This is a genomic window from Hydrogenophaga electricum, assembly GCF_030160815.1.
GTDB classification, from domain to species: domain Bacteria; phylum Pseudomonadota; class Gammaproteobacteria; order Burkholderiales; family Burkholderiaceae_C; genus Hydrogenophaga; species Hydrogenophaga electricum.
In genome coordinates this window covers 1-16838 of record NZ_BSPB01000012.1, presented here as the reverse complement: position 1 = coordinate 16838, position 16838 = coordinate 1, and the positions used below count along the sequence as shown (strand labels likewise).

Below are 16838 nucleotides of genomic sequence, written 5' to 3'. Positions count from 1 at the left end.
ATGAGCGGGTCGATCAGATGTCGAAGAGCAGGCGCGACGGGTCTTCCAGCGCGTCCTTCATCGCGACCAGGCCCAGCACGGCTTCGCGGCCGTCGATGATGCGGTGGTCGTAGCTCATGGCCAGGTAGTTCATCGGGCGGATCACGATCTGGCCGTTTTCCACCACGGCACGGTCCTTGGTCGCGTGCACGCCCAGGATGGCCGACTGCGGCGGGTTGATGATGGGTGTCGACAGCATCGAACCGAAGGTGCCACCGTTGGAGATGGAGAAGGTGCCACCGGTCATTTCTTCAATGCCCAGCTTGCCGTCCTGCGCCTTCTTGCCGAACTCGGCGATCTTCTTCTCGATGTCGGCGAAGCTCATCTGGTCTGCATTGCGCAGGATGGGCACCACCAGGCCGCGCGGCGAGCCCACGGCGATGCCGATGTCGAAGTAGCCGTGGTAGACGATGTCGTTGCCATCCACCGAGGCGTTGAGCACCGGGTACTTCTTCAGCGCGTGCACGGCGGCCTTGACGAAGAAGCTCATGAAGCCCAGCTTCGTACCGTGTTCCTTGGTGAAGGCGTCCTGGAACTTCTTGCGCAGGTCCATCACAGGAGCCATGTTCACTTCGTTGAACGTGGTCAGGATGGCGTTGGTCGATTGCGATTGCAGCAGGCGCTCGGCGATACGGGCGCGCAGGCGGGTCATGGGCACGCGCTCTTCCGGGCGGTCGCCCAGATCCGGCGTGGCCACGGCCACCTGCGGCAGCACCTTGGTCGGCGCACCGGTGGGGATGGCGGCGGCAGCGGGCGCCTTCGGCGCAGCGGCCGCGGCCAGCACGTCGCCCTTGGTGATGCGGCCGTCCTTGCCGGTGCCGGCCACGGCGCTGGCAGACAGGTTGTTGTCGGCCAGCAGCTTGGCGGCAGCGGGCATGGCCACGCCGGCCTTGCTGTCGGACGCCGGTGCGGCGGCCACAGCCGGGGCGGCGGCCACGGCGGCAGGAGCGGCTGCCGCTGCCGGGGCGGCAGCGCCGGCCACGGCTTCGGTGTCAATCTTGGCGATCACCTGGTCGGCGGTGACGGTCGCGCCGTCGCCCTGCACAATTTCCACCAGCACGCCGCCAGCAGGCGCCGGGCATTCCAGAACGACCTTGTCGGTCTCGATTTCGATCAGGATTTCGTCGACGGCGACGGCTTCGCCGGCCTTCTTCTTCCATTGCAGCAGGGTGGCTTCGGCCACGGACTCGGAGAGCTGCGGAACCTTGACTTCTACGATTGCCATGTGTGTTCTACCTTGGTGATGCGGTTGGCGCGGGCCCCGTGCAGCCCCGGATCATCACCGGGGAAAGGGCACGGGGCGGGCGCCTCAGGGGATTACTTGGTGAGGATGAAGCCCTTGAGCTTGCCGAAAGCGCCTTCGATCAAAGCCTTCTGCTGCTCCTGGTGGAGATGGGCATAACCCACGGCCGGCGAAGCCGAGGCAGCGCGGCCGGCGTAACCCAGGCGCTGGCCATCCAGCATGTTTTCGTGGATCTGGTGCTGTACGAAGAACCAGGCGCCCTGGTTCTGGGGCTCGTCCTGGCACCACACCACGTCGGTGGCGTTGGGGTACTTCTTCAGCTCGGCAGCAAACGCCTTGTGCGGGAAGGGATAGAGCTGTTCCACGCGGATGATGGCCACGTCGTCCGACTCTTTTTCCTCGCGCTTCTTGACCAGGTCGTAGTAGACCTTGCCCGAGCAGCAGATCACACGCTTGACCTTGTCGGCCTTCTTGACCACCGCTTCCTTGTTTTCCGGAATCACCGTCTGGAAGGCGCCCTTGGTGAAATCGGACACCGGCGAGGTGGCGTCCTTGTTGCGCAGCAACGACTTGGGCGTCATGATCACCAGCGGCTTGCGCAGGTGGCGGATCATCTGGCGGCGCAGCAGGTGGAAGATCTGGCTGGCCGTGGTGGGCTGGCAGACCTGCATGTTGGTGTCGGCCGCCAGCTGCATGAAGCGCTCCAGGCGGGCCGAGCTGTGCTCGGGGCCCTGGCCTTCGTAGCCGTGCGGCAGCATCAGGGTGATGCCGTTGACCCGACCCCACTTCACTTCGCCCGAGGCGATGAACTGGTCGATCACGACCTGGGCACCGTTCACGAAGTCGCCGAACTGGGCTTCCCAGATCACCAGCGTGTTCGGGTCGTTCGACGCGTAGCCGTATTCGAAGGCGAGCACCGCCTCTTCGGACAGGATCGAGTCGATCACCACGAACGGGGCCTGGCCCTCGCCCACGTTCTGCAGCGGCACATAGGTGCCTTCGTCGAAACGCTCGCGGTTCTGGTCGTGGATCACCGCGTGACGGTGGGTGAAGGTACCGCGGCCGCTGTCCTCGCCCGACAGGCGCACCGGATAGCCGCTCGACACCAGCGAGGCGAACGCCATGTGTTCGCCCATGCCCCAGTCCACGTTGATCTCGCCACGGCCCATGGCGGCACGGTCGTCGAGGACCTTCTTGACCAGCGGGTGGGCGTTGACGTTGGCGGGAATGGTGGTGATCTTCTCGGCCAGACGCTTCCACTCGGCCAGCGGAATGGCGGTTTCGGCCGAGTCGGTCCACTTTTTGCCCAGGAAGGGCGACCAGTCGACCGCGTACTTGCTCTTGAAGTTGGTCAGCACCGGATCGACCGTGTGCTTACCCGCGTCCATGGCGGCGCGGTAGGCCTTGACCATGTCGTCGCCCAGGGTCTCACCCAGGCCTTGCGCGGCCAGCTTGTCGGCGTACAGGCGGCGCGTGCCGGGATGGGCCGCGATCTTCTTGTACATCAGCGGCTGGGTCAGGCTGGGGGTGTCCTGCTCGTTGTGGCCCAGCTTGCGGAAGCAGACGATGTCGACGACCACGTCCTTGCGGAAGGTCATGCGGAATTCCAGCGCGAGCTGGGCCGCGAGCACCACGGCTTCGGGGTCATCGCCGTTGACGTGCAGCACCGGCGATTCCACGCCCTTCACGATGTCCGTGCAGTACAGCGTGGAACGCAGATCGCGCGGATCGGAGGTGGTGAAACCGATCTGGTTGTTGATGATCAGGTGCACCGTGCCGCCTGTGGTGTAGCCACGGGTCTGGGCCAGCGCCAGGGTTTCCTGGTTCACGCCCTGGCCGGCAAAGGCCGCGTCGCCGTGCACCAGCACGGGCAGCACCTGCATGCCCAGCGGGTCGCCGCGGCGATCCATGCGGGCGCGGGCCGAACCTTCGACCACCGGGTTCACGATTTCCAGGTGCGAGGGGTTGAACGCCAGCGACAGGTGAACAGGGCCACCGGCGGTGGTCACGTCGGAGCTGAAGCCCTGGTGGTACTTCACGTCACCGGCGGGCAGGTCTTCGGGCGCGGTGTGGTCGAACTCGGCAAACAGGTCCTTGGGCATCTTGCCCAGGGTGTTGACCAGCACGTTCAGGCGGCCCCGGTGGGCCATGCCGATCACGATTTCCTGCACACCTTGCGAGCCGGCCTGCTGGATCAGCTCGTCCATGGCGGCGATAAAGCTTTCGCCCCCTTCGAGCGAAAAGCGCTTCTGGCCCACGTACTTCGTGTGCAGGAAGCGCTCCAGGCCTTCGGCAGCCGTCAGGCGGTCGAGAATGTGCTTTTTCTTGTCGGCATTGAATGCCGGCTTGGAGCGGATCGACTCCAGCTTCTCCTGCCACCAGCGCTTCTGGGCCTGGTCAGTGATGAACATGTACTCGGCACCAATGGTGGTGCAGTACGTTTCACGCAGGGCATTGATGAGCTCGCGCAGACTCATCGTTTCCTTGCCGAAGAAGGTGTTGCTGGTGTTGAACACCGTTTCCATGTCGGCGTCGCTGAAACCGTAGAACGACGGCTCCAGTTCGGGGATCACGGGGCGCTCGGTGCGCTTGAGCGGATCAAGGTCGGCCCAGCGGGAACCGACGTTGCGGTAGGCGGCGATGAGCTGCTGCACCGCCACACGCTTGCGGCCAAGATCGGAATCTGCGCCGGCGGCGATGACAACCTTGGTGCCGCCCTGCTTGGCGCGCTCGGCGAAAGCATTGATGACCGGCAGGTGGGGAATGTCGCGGGCGTCGGAACCGTCAGAGGCGGGAACGTGCTGGAGCGCGTCGAAGTAGCTGCGCCAGTTGTCGGGAACGCTACCCGGGTTTTCCAGGTATTTTTCGTACATCTCTTCGACGTACGGGCCGTTGCCCCCGAAGAGATAGGAGTTGCCCTTGTAAGCAACGTACACGCTGCCCGAGCTGGATTGTGCTTCGCTCATTGATCCGCTGACCTCCGCTTCCCTGCGGGAAGCATTAGCTGGTTAAGAAAACCTCCCGCGACACGGCTGAACCGGTTGGCGGATGCGACAGTGACTGGAAGGAACTGACTGCAGCCCAAGATTGTGCCACCAGACACCCTGGCCCGATAGCCCTTCCGGGCACGTCGACACAAAAAGGAGGGCAAACGTACCGACGGCACGACGTACGGCGAGGCCGCCGTACCGCCACCGGGGTTGGATGGCTCAGGAAACGATGCGGGGGGAAAGGCGTTCGGATGCGGGCACGGAGCCGGGCTCGTCCATCTCGATCGCGATCTGGGTGCACACCGTGCGGCACAGCGTCACAGCCTTTTCGCTCTGCACGCGGTAGATCACTTGCGTGCCTTCCTTGCGCTTGGCCAGGACACCGGCACGGTACAGCAGGTTCAGGTGCTGGGACAGGTTTGGCTGCGTGGTGTCGATTTCCTGCAGCAGTTGCGACACCGACTTTTCCTTGTCGCACAGGGCACTGAGGATGCGCAAGCGCATGGGCGTGGCCAACACCCCGAACAGCTCGGCGGCCAACTCGAACACCCGGACTTTTTCGACACTGGATTCCGTCCCGATCATCTGTTCCATGATTGACCACACCTTTGTCAATATAAGCATGGATCATACTGGGAACACCCGCGCACGACCACAGGATGCGTGCGCGGGTCCGGGAAAACGATCACGGCCGTGATCCCGCCGACCGGTGCAGCGGTGTGCGGCGATGCAAGACCGCGGTCAACGCGCGACCAGCTCCTTGACTTGCTGGAGCGCGGCGGGGTCTTCCATCGTGGTCAGATCGCCGGGATCACGCCCCTCGCAGACCGCCTGGATGGCCCGCCGCAGCAGCTTGCCGGAGCGGGTCTTGGGCAGCACCGAGACAAAGCGCACCCGGGCAGGCCGGGCCACTGCGCCGAGCTGGTCGTCCACCACCTTCATGATGGCACCCTCCAGTTTGAGCGCTTCGGCCTCCGTCCCCGCCAGGGCCGGGTCCTTGAGCACGGCAAAGGCCACGGCGACTTGGCCCTTGAGCTGGTCGGCCACCCCCACCACAGCCACCTCGGCGACGTTCGGATGGCTGGAAATGCTCTCTTCAATCTCGCGTGTGCCCAGACGGTGGCCGGCGACGTTGATCACGTCGTCGGTGCGCCCCAGAATGAAGAAATAGCCGTCCGCATCCTTGATGCCCCAGTCGAACGTGGAGTACATCACCTTGTTGTGGATGCTCGACCAATAGGTGCTGACGTAGCGCTTGTCGTCGCCCCAGATCGTCTGCAGACAACCAGGCGGCAATGGACCGTTGACGGCGATCACGCCCTTCTTGTTCGGCTCGGTGATCTCCTCGCCCGTGCTCTCGTCGATCAGACGCACGTCGTAGCCGTACACCGCCTTGCCCGGCGAGCCGAACTTGGTCGGCGCTTTCTCCACAACATTGCAGATGGCCATGATGGGCCAGCCGGTTTCGGTCTGCCAGTAGTTGTCGATGATGGGCTTGTTGATGGCACCGGCAATCCAGGTGGCGGTCGGTTCATCCAGCGGCTCGCCGGCCAGGAACAAGGCCTTGAGGCTGGAAAGGTCGTACTTGCTCAGGTAGGCCGGATCCTGCTTCTTGAGCACGCGCGCCGCCGTGGGTGCGCTGAACATCACCGACACCTTGTACTTTTCAACCAGACTCCACCAGATGCCGGCATCGGGACGGATCGGCAGCCCCTCGTACATGATGGTGGCCATGCCATTGATGAGCGGGCCGTAGATGATGTAGCTGTGGCCCACCACCCAGCCGATATCGCTGGTGGAGAAGTAGGTTTCGCCCGGCTCGCCCATGTAGATGTGCTTCATGGACGCGGCCAGCGCCACCGCGTAGCCCGCCGTGTCGCGCTGCACGCCCTTGGGCTTGCCGGTGGTGCCGCTGGTGTAGAGGATGTAGCTGGGGTGGGTGCTGTCCACCCACTCGCACGGCACCTGGGCGTCCAGGAACCGGGCGCGCTCGGCGGCGTAATCGACGTCGCGGCCCGGCACCGGCGCCAGATCGGCCAGCCCCCGATTGACCATCAGCACCTTGGCAGGCTTGTGCACGGCCAGGTTGATCGCATCGTCCAGCAGGTGCTTGTAGGGAACGACCTTGCCCCCTCGCATGCCGGCGTCGGCACTGACGATGGCAACCGGTTTGGCGTCGTCGATGCGGCTGGCCAGTGAATGGCTGGCGAAGCCCCCGAACACCACCGAGTGGATGGCCCCGATGCGCACGCAGGCGAGCATCGCAAAACAGGCCTCGGCGATCATGGGCATGTAGATCAGCACCCGGTCGCCCTTTTTCACCCCCAACCCCTGGAGGATGGCCGCCATGCGGTTCACCTCCGCATGCAGTTCGCGGAAGCTGTAGGCCTTTTCGGTATCGGTTTCGGTGGACACGAAGATCAGCGCGTTCTGATCGGCCCGGTCTTTCAGGTGCCGGTCCACCGCGTTGTGGCACAGGTTGGTCTGCCCGCCCGCAAACCAGCGGGCGAAGGGCGGCTGGCTGTAGTCGCAAACCTGGTCAAACGGGCGGTGCCAGTCGATCAGTTGGGCTTGCTCACGCCAGAAACCGTCACGGTCTTCAATGGAACGGCGGTGGAATTCGGCGTAACCCGGCGCCTGGCTCATGGTCGTCTCCTCAATGCGGTGGCGGATGCGTCTGTCACGGCGAGGTGGCCCCAGCACACCTCGAAACTGAATTCATAATTATGAATCGCAGACTTGCGACAGTCTGACAAAGCGCCCGGCCGAGCTGCGCTTTGTGCACCCGCCTGCGCGCCGCATCACGCGCCGGGCGACGGCATCACTTGATGAGCGCCTGCACCTCGCGAAAAGCTGGATGCTCCGCTGTGCGCAACCATTCGAACACCACCATCTCGGTGGTCACCAGTTCGGCGCCGGCACCGGCCAGCCGGTCGAACGCTGCGTCGCGGTTGCGCTCGGTGCGCGAAGCACAGGCATCGGTGACCACCCAGACTTCGAACTCCTCTTCCAGCAATTCCAGTGCCGTCTGCAGCAGGCAGACATGGGTTTCGCAACCGGCCACCACGATGGACCCGCGCTCGCTGACCGCCGGTGCGGCCGGTTTCTGCAGGTGCTTGGGCAGGCTGCGTGCATTGCCGGCCGGCCGCGCCGGCGGACGCAACCACTCGCCCAGGCCTTCTGCCACGGCGCTGAAGTGCATCTTGGCCAAGGTCTTCTGGCACAGGGCTTTCAGCGCCTCGTCGTTGGTCCCGAGCTTCCCGGGGTTCTGCTCGGTCCCGAACACCGGCACCCGCAACTGCTGCGCCGCCTGCGCCAGGCGCAAGGCGTTGACCAGGGCGGCAGCGCCGTCGTGCAACGCCGGCATCAGGCGGGCTTGGTAATCGATCAGGACGAGTTGGGATTCGGAAGCGTCAATCAGCATGGGAATTCTCGCGAGGCCGGGCACCATGTCCCGGCAGGGTTCGGAAAGCGCCCGATTGTGAACCATGACCCATCCGGCGGCTGGCTCCGGCGAAGGCAATGCCTTCCGAACGGGACACGCGGAGCATGCCCCAGAAAAAAGGCCCCTGCGAACAGGGGCCCCGGAGGTAATCACACCACCCGCGGTATGGGCGGCGGGCGCGATAGCCCTCAGTCGGCGGTCGCCTCTTCCGGCTTGGCCTTGCCCTCTTTCTTGGGCAGTGGCTGGATGTCGAGCTTGACCTCCTGCTTGTCCTGGACATCTTCGCCGGTCACCGTTTCCAGGTCCACCGTGAGGCGGCCACCCTCGGTCAGGCGGCCGAACAGCAGTTCGTCCGCGAGCGCCTTGCGGATGGTGTCCTGAATCAGGCGCTGCATCGGGCGGGCGCCCATCAGCGGATCAAAGCCCTTCTTGGCCAGGTGCTTGCGCAGCGTGTCGGTGAACGTGACCTCGACCTTCTTCTCGGCCAGTTGTGTTTCGAGCTGCAGCAGGAACTTGTCGACCACGCGCAGGATGATCTGCTCGTCCAGCGGCTTGAAGCTGACGATGGCGTCCAGGCGGTTGCGGAACTCGGGCGTGAACAGGCGCTTGATGTCGCCCATCTCGTCACCGGCCACGCGCGGGTTGGTGAACCCGATGGTCGACTTGTTCATGGTCTCGGCCCCCGCGTTGGTCGTCATCACGATGATGACGTTGCGGAAGTCGGCCTTGCGCCCGTTGTTGTCGGTCAGCGTGCCGTGGTCCATGACCTGCAGCAGCACATTGAAGATGTCCGGGTGCGCCTTCTCGATTTCGTCGAGCAGCAGCACGCAGTGCGGCTTCTTCGTAATCGCTTCGGTCAGCAGGCCGCCCTGGTCGAAACCGACATAGCCCGGAGGCGCACCGATCAGGCGACTGACGGCATGGCGCTCCATGTACTCCGACATGTCGAAGCGGATCAGGTCGATGCCCATGATGTAGGCCAGTTGCTTGGCCGCTTCGGTCTTGCCGACGCCGGTCGGGCCGCTGAACAGGAAGGCACCGATGGGCTTGTCGGCCTTGCCCAGGCCGGAACGCGCCATCTTCACGCTGGCGGCCAGCACTTCGAGGGCCTTGTCCTGGCCGAACACCACGCTCTTGAGGTCGCGCTCCAGCGTCTGCAGCTTGCTGCGGTCGTCGTTGGAGACGTTCGCGGGCGGGATGCGCGCGATCTTGGCCACGATGTCCTCGATCTCGGCCTTGCCGATGGTCTTCTTGCGCTTGCTGGCCACCAGGATGCGCTGGGCCGCGCCGGCCTCGTCGATCACGTCGATGGCCTTGTCGGGCAGGTGCCGGTCGTTGATGTACTTGGCCGACAGCTCGGCCGCCGCCTGCAGCGCCGCATTCGCGTACTTGACGCTGTGGTGCTCTTCAAAACGGCTCTTGAGCCCCTTGAGGATCTCGATGGTTTCGGGCACCGTGGGTTCGACCACGTCGACCTTCTGGAAGCGCCGCGACAGCGCCGCGTCCTTCTCGAAGATGCCGCGGTACTCGGTGAAGGTGGTTGCCCCGATGCACTTGAGCTGGCCGCTGGAGAGCGCCGGCTTGAGCAGGTTGGACGCGTCCAGCGTGCCGCCCGAGGCGGCGCCCGCGCCGATCAGCGTGTGGATTTCGTCGATGAACAGGATGGCGTGCGGCTTGTCCTTGAGCGACTTGAGCACGGCCTTGAGGCGCTGTTCAAAATCGCCGCGGTACTTGGTGCCCGCCAGCAGCGCGCCCATGTCGAGCGAGTACACATTGGCTTCGGCCAGGATTTCGGGCACATCGCCCTGGGTGATGCGCCACGCCAGGCCTTCCGCGATGGCGGTCTTGCCGACGCCGGCTTCGCCCACGAGCAGCGGGTTGTTCTTGCGCCGACGGCACAGGATCTGGATCGTGCGCTCGACCTCGTACTCGCGACCGATCAGCGGGTCGATCTTGCCGTCCTTTGCGGCCTGGTTCAGGTTCTGCGTGAACTGTTCCAGCGGCGACTGCTTTTCATTGCCCTTGCCGCCCGACTCGGCCGCCTCTTCGTTTTCGGCCGCGCTATCGCCCGGCTTGGACGCTTCGGGCGGATCGCTCTTGCGGATGCCATGGGCGATGAAATTGACCACGTCCAGGCGCGTCACGCCCTGCTGGTGCAGGTAGTAGACCGCGTGGGAGTCCTTCTCGCCGAAGATCGCCACCAGCACGTTGGCGCCAGTGACTTCCTTCTTCCCGTTGCCGGTGGACTGCACGTGCATGATGGCGCGCTGGATCACCCGCTGGAAGCCCAGCGTGGGCTGGGTGTCCACCTCGTCGGTGCCCGCGACCTGCGGCGTGTTGTCCTTGATGAAGTTCGTCAGGGACTTGCGCAGGTCGTCGATGTTGGCCGAGCAGGCCCGCAACACTTCGGCCGCACTGGGGTTGTCCAGCAGCGCCAGCAGCAGGTGCTCGACGGTGATGAATTCGTGTCGCTGTTGCCGGGCCTCGACAAAGGCCATATGCAAGCTGACTTCAAGTTCCTGGGCAATCATGGACACTTCCTTTTGGGTGGTGGGTCAGGATACGCGGTGAGTCCGGGTGGGATCGGGGGAAGAGACCATCACATGGGTTCGATTCCAGCTTATTCAATGGGTTCACTGGCGCACTGCAGCGGATGTCCGGCCTGCCGCGACGCCTGCAGGACCTGGTCGACCTTGGTGTTGGCGACATCGCGGGAATAGATGCCGCACACGCCTTTGCCTTCCAGGTGGATCTTCAGCATGATCTGGGTGGCAGTTTCACGGTCTTTGCTGAAGAATTCCTGAATGACCTGGACGACGAATTCCATGGGGGTGAAGTCGTCGTTGAGCAGCACCACCTGGTACATCTGCGGAGGCTGGACCCGCTGCGTGCGACGCTCGAGCACGACCGAGTCGTCGCTGCCACTTTGTGGCGGCGCGACCGGGGGTTTGACAGGTTTGTTGGCCATGGATTCATTCTAGCCAGCGCGCACGGGTGCAAACGCGGTGTGGGCATTTTGAGACTGCGCCCACCGCTGCGCTGTCCACTTTCCTGAACAGAGAACCCCCGCGCTGTTCAGCGGGGTGAACACGCCCACCGCGCCGCCGCTCGCAAACCTTTGATTTGTAAGGGAAGCTCCCCCCGCCCCGGGCGGGCACATGGCTTGCACTTTCCGTGGCCCACCGGAGCGGAACATGCTGCTGACCCTGATCACTTTTTCGAGCTTTGCCATCGGCCCCTGGCTGGTCTGGCTGCTGCGCGCCCCCAGGCGCCACCTGACGCCCTGGGTGGCCCTGTTGCCGGCGGTGCTGTTCGCCGGTTTGGCGAGCCAGGTGCCGGCGGTTCTGGGCGGCCAGCACCCCACCGAAGCCTGGCACTGGATTCCCAGCCTGGGCGTGACGCTGGCGCTGCGGCTGGACGGTCTGTCGCTGCTGATGGCGCTGCTGATCACCGGCATCGGCAGCTTCATCTTCCTGTACGCCGCACGGTATCTGGCCGACCACCCGGACCAGCCGCGCTTTTTTGCCCGGCTGAGCGTGTTCATGGGCGCCATGCTGGGCGCCGTGCTGGCCGACGACCTGATCACCCTGCTGGTGTTCTGGGAGCTGACCAGCCTGGCCTCGTTCATGCTGATCGGGTTCAAGCCGGAAGACCCCGCCTCGCGCCGCGCCGCGCAACAGGGGCTGCTGATCACCGTGGGCGGCGGGCTGTCGCTGCTGGCCGGCGCCATCGTGCTGGGATCGGCGGCCGGCACCTTCCGGGTGTCGGAAATCCTGACCCAGGGCCCGGCGCTGGCCGCCCACGCCAGCGCGCCCTGGGTGATCGCCCTGGTGGCGCTCGGAGCCTTTGCCAAATCGGCCCAGGTCCCGCTGCACGCCTGGCTGCCCAACGCCATGGTCGCGCCCACGCCGGTGTCGGCCTTCCTGCATTCGTCGACCATGGTCAAGCTGGGCGTCTATCTGCTGGCCCGGCTCAATCCCGTGTACGGCGACCACGCCCTGTGGACCAGCCTGCTGGTGACGGCCGGGCTGGCCACCATGCTCACCGGCGCGGTGCTGTCGCTGCGCCAGACCGACCTCAAGCGCGTGCTGGCCTATTCCACCGTCGTGTCGCTGGGCACGCTGGTGCTGCTGCTGGCCCTGCCCCATCCGCTGGCTGCCACGGCCATGGCCACCTTCCTGATCGTGCACGCGCTGTACAAGGCCTGCTTGTTCATGGTGGCGGGCATCGTCGACCACGAAGCGGGCACGCGCGACACCACCCGGCTGGGCGGCCTGGCACGCCGCATGCCGCTGACCGCGGCGGTGGCGCTGCTGGCTGGGCTGTCGATGGCCGGGCTGCCGCCGTTCGTGGGCTTCGTGGCCAAGGAACTGGTGTACGAAGCCCATCTGGAGGCGGCCGCCTCGTGGCTGCCGGTGGCCATCGCGATCCTGGCCAACGGCGTGATGGTGGCCGTGGCCGGCGTCGTCACCGTGCGCACGTTCTGGGGGCCGCTGCGCCCCACGCCGCAGACTCCGCACGACCCGCCCGCCGCCATGTGGCTGGGTCCGGTGCTGCTGGCCGTCGCCGGCCTGATGCTGGGCGTCGCGCCCGGCCTGGCCGGCGGCCTGGTGAATGCCGCCGCCGAAGCGGTGGCCGGCCACGCAGCGCCCACCTCGCTCGCCCTCTGGCACGGCCTCACCCCCATGCTGGCGCTGAGCGTGCTCACGCTGGCGCTGGGCGCTGGCATCTACCAGGGCTGGGACCGGCTGCACCGGGTGCTGAAGGCCCGTCCTGCCATCGACCGGCACGGCCCCGATGCGGCCTACGACCACCTGATGCGTGGGCTGCAGCGCCTGGCCACCTGGCAGACCGGGGTCATCCAGTCGGGCAGCCTGCGCCGCTACATCGGCGCCACGCTGGTGGTCATCGGCCTGGCCGTCGGCACCACGCTCTGGGCCCGGGGTGGACTGGCCTGGCCGACACTGGACGGCGCGCTGTCGCTGCACGCGCTGCTGCCGGCGCTGCTGCTGCTGGCCACCGCCGCGCTGCTGCGGGCGCCGAACTTCATGCCGGGCATCGTGGCCGCCGGCATGGCCGGTTTCGGCCTGGCCCTGGTGTTCCTGTTCCACGGCGCACCGGACCTGGCGTTCACGCAGTTTTCGGTCGAGGCCGTGGCCATCGTGGTGCTGCTGGCCATCGTCGGGCGCATGCCCTTTGCCACCACCGATGCCCGCTCGCCCGGCCAGCGACGAACCGACGCCCTGATCGCCGCCGGCTTCGGCGCGGTCGCCACCGGCGTGCTGCTGTCGGTGCTGGCCAGCCCCTTCGATCAGCGGCTGTCCGACTTCTTCCGCGCGGCCAGCGTGCCCGAGGCGCACGGCCGCAACCTGGTGAACGTGATCATCGTGGACTTCCGCGCGCTCGACACCCTGGGCGAGATCACCGTGCTGGCCCTCGCGGCGCTGGCCGCCGCGGCGGTGCTGGCGGGCACACGCCCCCGTCCCGCTTCGTCATCCCCGGTCGAGGAGCCTCCCCGATGAATGCCCTGATCCTGCGTGTGGCCGGCCGCTTCCTGCTGCCCATGGCCCTGCTGTTCTCGCTCTACCTGCTCTGGCGCGGACACAACGAACCCGGTGGCGGTTTCGTCGGCGGCCTGGTGGCGGCGGCCGGGTTTACGGTCTACGCCCTGCCCCGCGGCCGCGCCGCGCTGCTGGCCGCCCTGCGCTGGCCGCCGGCGGCGGTGGCCGGCACCGGCCTGCTGCTCGCGCTGCTGGCGGGCGGAACCGGCCTGCTGGCGCAGGCGCCGTTTCTCACCCACCAGTGGGTGCTGACCGAGGGCGGCCTGGCCCTGGGCACGGCGCTGATCTTCGACGTTGGCGTCTACCTGGCGGTGCTGGGTGCGGTGACCGCCTTCGTGAGCTACTACCTCGACGAGGAGACCGCCTGACATGGAAACCCTGTACGCCCTGACCTTCGGCGCCATGCTGGCAGCCGCCCTGTACCTGCTCATGTCGCGCAACCTGCTGCGCATGGTGCTGGGGTTGCTGCTCATGGGCAACGCCGTCAACCTGGCCATCTTCACCGGCGGCCGGCTCTCGTCGGCGGTGCCCCCGCTGGTGCCCGAGGGCGCTCGGGATCTGGTGGTGAGCGCCAACCCGCTGCCGCAGGCGCTGATCCTCACCGCCATCGTGATCTCGTTTTCGCTCGTGGCCTACGCGGTCGTGCTGTTCGAACGCTCGCACCGCGCCCTGGGCACGCTGGACCCCGACGCCATGGGCGCCGCGGAACCGGAAGCCGCGCCCGCCGGCCACCCGGTCCGGGCCGAGGAGCGCGCATGAACGCCCACCTGCTCTTGACCCTGCCCATCGCGGTGCCGCTGCTCAGCGTGGCCCTGGGCGCCCTGCTGCACCCCTGGCCCCGGGCCCAGCGCTGGGCCAGCCTGGCCGGCAGTGTGCTGCTGCTGGCCGCCAGCCTGGCGCTGCTGCAGGCCGTGTACGGCGGCACCGTGCTGGCCACGCAGTTCGGCCAATGGGCCGCCCCCTTCGGCATCAGCTTCGTGGCCGACCTGTTCAGCGCCGCCATGGTCGTGATCACCGGCCTGATGGCGGTGGTGATCTCGATCTACGCGCTGGCCGACGGCGCCCGCGAACGCGAGCGCGCCTGGTTCCACCCGCTCTACCACGGGCTGCTGCTGGGCGTGACCGGCGCCTTCCTCACCGGCGACATCTTCAACCTCTACGTCTGGTTCGAAGTGATGCTGATCGCCTCCTTCGGTCTGCTGGTGCAGGGCGGCACGCGCGCCCAGCTCGACGCCGGGGTGAAGTACGTGGTGCTGAACCTGCTGGTGACCACGCTGTTCCTGATGGGCGTGGGCTTTCTCTACGGCCTGACCGGCACGCTGAACATGGCCGACCTCGCGCGCACGCTGCCGACCGTCGGCAACACCGGCCTGGTGACCACGCTGGCGGTGCTGTTCCTGCTCGCCTTCGGGGCCAAGGCGGCGGTGTTCCCGCTGTTTTTCTGGCTGCCGGCGGCCTACCACACGGCCAGCGCCCCGGTGGTCGCGATCTTCGCCGCGCTGCTCACCAAGGTCGGGGTCTACGCCATCCTGCGCTGCTTCACGCTGCTGTTCGGGGCCGACATCGGCTTCATCGGCCCCATCGTCGGCGTGCTGGCGGTGCTGACCATGGTCACCGGCGTGCTGGGCGCCGCCAGCCACTACGACATCCGGCGCATCCTGTCGTTCCACATCATCAGCCAGATCGGCTACATGCTGGTCGGGCTGGCCGTGGCCACGCCGCTGGCCATCGCCGGGGCGATTCTGTATGTGCTGCACCACATCGTGGTCAAGGCCAACCTGTTCCTGATCGCGGGCGCCGTGCGCCTGGCGGGCGGCTCCTACGACCTCAAGCGCATCGGCGGCCTGCACCGCAGTGCGCCCGTGCTGGCGCTGCTGTTCGCGGTGCCGGCGCTGTCGCTGGCCGGCCTGCCGCCGCTGTCGGGGTTCTGGGCCAAGTTCGTGGTGATCCGCTCCAGCCTGGACGCCGGCCACGTCGCCCTGGCGGTGGCGGCGCTCGCCGTGGGCGCGCTCACGCTGTATTCCATGCTCAAGATCTGGAACGAGGCGTTCTGGAAGGCCGCACCGCCGCTGTCGCAGGAAGCCGCGCGCCAGTGGCGCGCCAACCCGGCGGCGCGGGCGGCCATGCTGGTGCCCATCGGCGCGCTGGCGGCGGTGACGCTGACCATCGGCCTCTGGACCCAACCCTTCGTCGACTTTTCGCTGCGGGCGGCCGAACAGCTGCTGGCCCGCGAACCCTATGTGCAGGCCGTGCTCGCCACCCGCCCCAGCGCAGCGCCGGCCGCCCCCTTCAACGACCCGGGAGTGGCGCCATGAAACCCCTGACCCGTCTGCCGGCCTGGCTCGTGCTGGCCGGCCTCTTCATCCGGGAACTGGTGCTGTCGGTGCGCGACGTGCTGCAGGCGGTGCTGGACCCCCGGTGCATCCGCCGCAGCGGCATCGTCGCCGTGCCACTGAGCCTGCGCACCGACACCGGCATCGCCCTGCTGGCCAACCTGGTCACGCTGACGCCGGGCACCACCAGCCTGCATGTCAGCGACGACCGCCGCTGGCTCTATGTGCATGTGATGAATCTGGGCGACGACACCGTGGCCCAGATTCAGGACGGTTTTGAACGCCGCGTGAAGGAGGCCCTGGAATGAACCACACCCTGCTCTCCCTGGTCCAGGTGGCGGCCGCGCTGCTGCTGGCCGCCGCCACCCTGGCCGCGTCTGTGCGCATCGTGCGCGGCCCCGGCGCCGCCGACCGCGTGATCGCGCTGGACATGCTCGGCCTGATCGGCGTCGCCGCAGCCGGCCTGGCCGCGCTGGTTTCGGGCTCGGCGGCCTTCATCGACATCGCGCTCGGCGTGGCCCTGGTCGGCTTTCTGGCCACGGTGGCCTTTGCCGGCTTCATCGCCCGCGGTGCCATCCGCTCCACCGAGGGCACCCCGCAGGAGGACACGCCATGAACACCTGGATCGGAACCCTGTTGCTGCTCGGCGGCGCCGTGTTGTGCCTGTTCGCCGCCATCGGCGTGCTGCGCCTGCCCGATTTCTTCATGCGCATGCACGCCGCCACCAAGGCCGGCGTGGCCGGCAGCGGCCTGGTGCTGCTGGGCGTGGCGGCCTTCGATGGCAGCGCATCGACCTGGATCAAGGCCGGCCTGGCCGTGCTGTTCCTGCTGCTGACCACCCCGGTGGCTGGGCACCTGATCGGGCGCGCCGGTTACGTGAGCGGCGCACCGCTGTGGCGTGGCACGCACGAAGACGCCTTGCAAGGCCTGCTCGGCCGCGCCAGCCCCACCCCCTCGATCGCCCCGGCCAGCGCGCCGGTGCGCCGGGTCGTGCTGATGCTGGCCGAAGGCCCGCATGCCGACCACGCCATCGCACAGGCGGTGCAGCTCGCCCGCGAACAGGGCGCGGAACTCTGCGGCATGGCGCTCATCGACCTGCCCCGCCTGCAGAACGTCGGCCCCGTGCCCATCGGCGCGGGCTGGCACGCCCAGGGCATGCGCGAGCGCCGCATCGCCCAGGCCCGCCAGGGCGCCGCCGGGGTGATCCAGCGCTTCGAGGCGGCGGCG

At 67.0% G+C, this 16838-nt stretch carries 14 protein-coding genes; 7 read left to right on the top strand and 7 right to left on the bottom strand.

All coding sequences use genetic code 11. The annotated features are described in order from the left end of the window. Nucleotides 1–13: 13 nt before the first annotated feature. The 7 genes from odhB to clpS form a co-directional block, all read right to left on the bottom strand. Nucleotides 14–1264 (bottom strand): 2-oxoglutarate dehydrogenase complex dihydrolipoyllysine-residue succinyltransferase, encoded by a 1251-nt coding sequence (odhB, locus tag QQK43_RS09535; RefSeq protein ID WP_284307577.1) that lies wholly within the window; start codon nucleotides 1262–1264, stop codon nucleotides 14–16. 92 nt (nucleotides 1265–1356) lie between these two features. Then, complete coding sequence (locus QQK43_RS09530) at nucleotides 1357–4248, bottom strand: 2-oxoglutarate dehydrogenase E1 component (RefSeq protein ID WP_284307576.1); 2892 nt, start codon at nucleotides 4246–4248, stop codon at nucleotides 1357–1359. 243 nt (nucleotides 4249–4491) lie between these two features. Beyond that, nucleotides 4492–4866, bottom strand: coding sequence for an ArsR/SmtB family transcription factor (locus QQK43_RS09525; RefSeq protein ID WP_234262799.1), 375 nt, complete (start codon nucleotides 4864–4866; stop codon nucleotides 4492–4494). Nucleotides 4867–5013: 147 nt separating this feature from the next. Then, nucleotides 5014–6933 carry a propionate--CoA ligase gene (locus tag QQK43_RS09520; protein WP_284307633.1) on the bottom strand — a complete coding sequence of 640 codons (1920 nt, stop codon included), beginning with the start codon at nucleotides 6931–6933 and terminating at the stop codon, nucleotides 5014–5016. Nucleotides 6934–7093: 160 nt separating this feature from the next. Continuing rightward, the gene (locus QQK43_RS09515; protein WP_284307575.1) at nucleotides 7094–7696 is read right to left on the bottom strand and encodes an isochorismatase family protein; all 603 of its coding nucleotides are present in this window, start codon (nucleotides 7694–7696) and stop codon (nucleotides 7094–7096) included. A 209-nt stretch (nucleotides 7697–7905) separates the two neighbouring features. After that, nucleotides 7906–10248, bottom strand: a complete 2343-nt coding sequence (gene clpA, locus QQK43_RS09510) for an ATP-dependent Clp protease ATP-binding subunit ClpA (protein ID WP_284307574.1) — start codon at nucleotides 10246–10248, stop codon at nucleotides 7906–7908. Nucleotides 10249–10337: 89 nt separating this feature from the next. Continuing rightward, nucleotides 10338–10685 (bottom strand): ATP-dependent Clp protease adapter ClpS, encoded by a 348-nt coding sequence (clpS, locus tag QQK43_RS09505; protein WP_234262795.1) that lies wholly within the window; start codon nucleotides 10683–10685, stop codon nucleotides 10338–10340. Between the two features lie 226 nt (nucleotides 10686–10911). Between clpS and mbhE the strand changes: the two genes are divergently transcribed. The 7 genes from mbhE to mnhG form a co-directional block, all read left to right on the top strand. After that, entirely contained in the window at nucleotides 10912–13239 is a 2328-nt protein-coding gene (gene mbhE, locus QQK43_RS09500) for a hydrogen gas-evolving membrane-bound hydrogenase subunit E (RefSeq protein ID WP_284307573.1), read from the top strand. Then, nucleotides 13236–13646, top strand: a complete 411-nt coding sequence (locus QQK43_RS09495) for an MnhB domain-containing protein (protein WP_284307572.1) — start codon at nucleotides 13236–13238, stop codon at nucleotides 13644–13646. The genes mbhE and QQK43_RS09495 overlap by 4 nt, the downstream gene beginning before the upstream one ends. Before the next feature lies 1 nt (nucleotide 13647). Beyond that, nucleotides 13648–14037, top strand: coding sequence for an NADH-quinone oxidoreductase subunit K (locus QQK43_RS09490; RefSeq protein WP_284307571.1), 390 nt, complete (start codon nucleotides 13648–13650; stop codon nucleotides 14035–14037). Next, on the top strand, nucleotides 14034–15593 hold the full coding sequence (locus QQK43_RS09485; protein ID WP_284307570.1) for a Na+/H+ antiporter subunit D: 1560 nt from the start codon (nucleotides 14034–14036) through the stop codon (nucleotides 15591–15593). The genes QQK43_RS09490 and QQK43_RS09485 overlap by 4 nt, the downstream gene beginning before the upstream one ends. Beyond that, nucleotides 15590–15919 carry a Na+/H+ antiporter subunit E gene (locus QQK43_RS09480; RefSeq protein ID WP_234262790.1) on the top strand — a complete coding sequence of 110 codons (330 nt, stop codon included), beginning with the start codon at nucleotides 15590–15592 and terminating at the stop codon, nucleotides 15917–15919. The genes QQK43_RS09485 and QQK43_RS09480 overlap by 4 nt, the downstream gene beginning before the upstream one ends. Then, on the top strand, nucleotides 15916–16227 hold the full coding sequence (locus QQK43_RS09475; RefSeq protein WP_284307569.1) for an MrpF/PhaF family protein: 312 nt from the start codon (nucleotides 15916–15918) through the stop codon (nucleotides 16225–16227). The genes QQK43_RS09480 and QQK43_RS09475 overlap by 4 nt, the downstream gene beginning before the upstream one ends. Beyond that, the coding region (mnhG, locus tag QQK43_RS09470) for a monovalent cation/H(+) antiporter subunit G (RefSeq protein WP_284307567.1) at nucleotides 16224–16838 on the top strand (615 nt) is incomplete at its 3' end. The genes QQK43_RS09475 and mnhG, both read left to right, overlap by 4 nt.

Coding starts and splice junctions, on each gene's coding strand:
- QQK43_RS09515 (WP_284307575.1), bottom strand. CDS start 7,696: ATGCTGATTGACGCTTCCGAATCCCAACTCGTCCTGATCGATTACCAA.
- QQK43_RS09530 (WP_284307576.1), bottom strand. CDS start 4,248: ATGAGCGAAGCACAATCCAGCTCGGGCAGCGTGTACGTTGCTTACAAG.
- odhB (WP_284307577.1), bottom strand. CDS start 1,264: ATGGCAATCGTAGAAGTCAAGGTTCCGCAGCTCTCCGAGTCCGTGGCC.
- QQK43_RS09475 (WP_284307569.1), top strand. CDS start 15,916: ATGAACCACACCCTGCTCTCCCTGGTCCAGGTGGCGGCCGCGCTGCTG.
- QQK43_RS09495 (WP_284307572.1), top strand. CDS start 13,236: ATGAATGCCCTGATCCTGCGTGTGGCCGGCCGCTTCCTGCTGCCCATG.
- QQK43_RS09490 (WP_284307571.1), top strand. CDS start 13,648: ATGGAAACCCTGTACGCCCTGACCTTCGGCGCCATGCTGGCAGCCGCC.
- QQK43_RS09480 (WP_234262790.1), top strand. CDS start 15,590: ATGAAACCCCTGACCCGTCTGCCGGCCTGGCTCGTGCTGGCCGGCCTC.
- mbhE (WP_284307573.1), top strand. CDS start 10,912: ATGCTGCTGACCCTGATCACTTTTTCGAGCTTTGCCATCGGCCCCTGG.
- clpS (WP_234262795.1), bottom strand. CDS start 10,685: ATGGCCAACAAACCTGTCAAACCCCCGGTCGCGCCGCCACAAAGTGGC.
- clpA (WP_284307574.1), bottom strand. CDS start 10,248: ATGATTGCCCAGGAACTTGAAGTCAGCTTGCATATGGCCTTTGTCGAG.
- QQK43_RS09525 (WP_234262799.1), bottom strand. CDS start 4,866: ATGGAACAGATGATCGGGACGGAATCCAGTGTCGAAAAAGTCCGGGTG.
- QQK43_RS09485 (WP_284307570.1), top strand. CDS start 14,034: ATGAACGCCCACCTGCTCTTGACCCTGCCCATCGCGGTGCCGCTGCTC.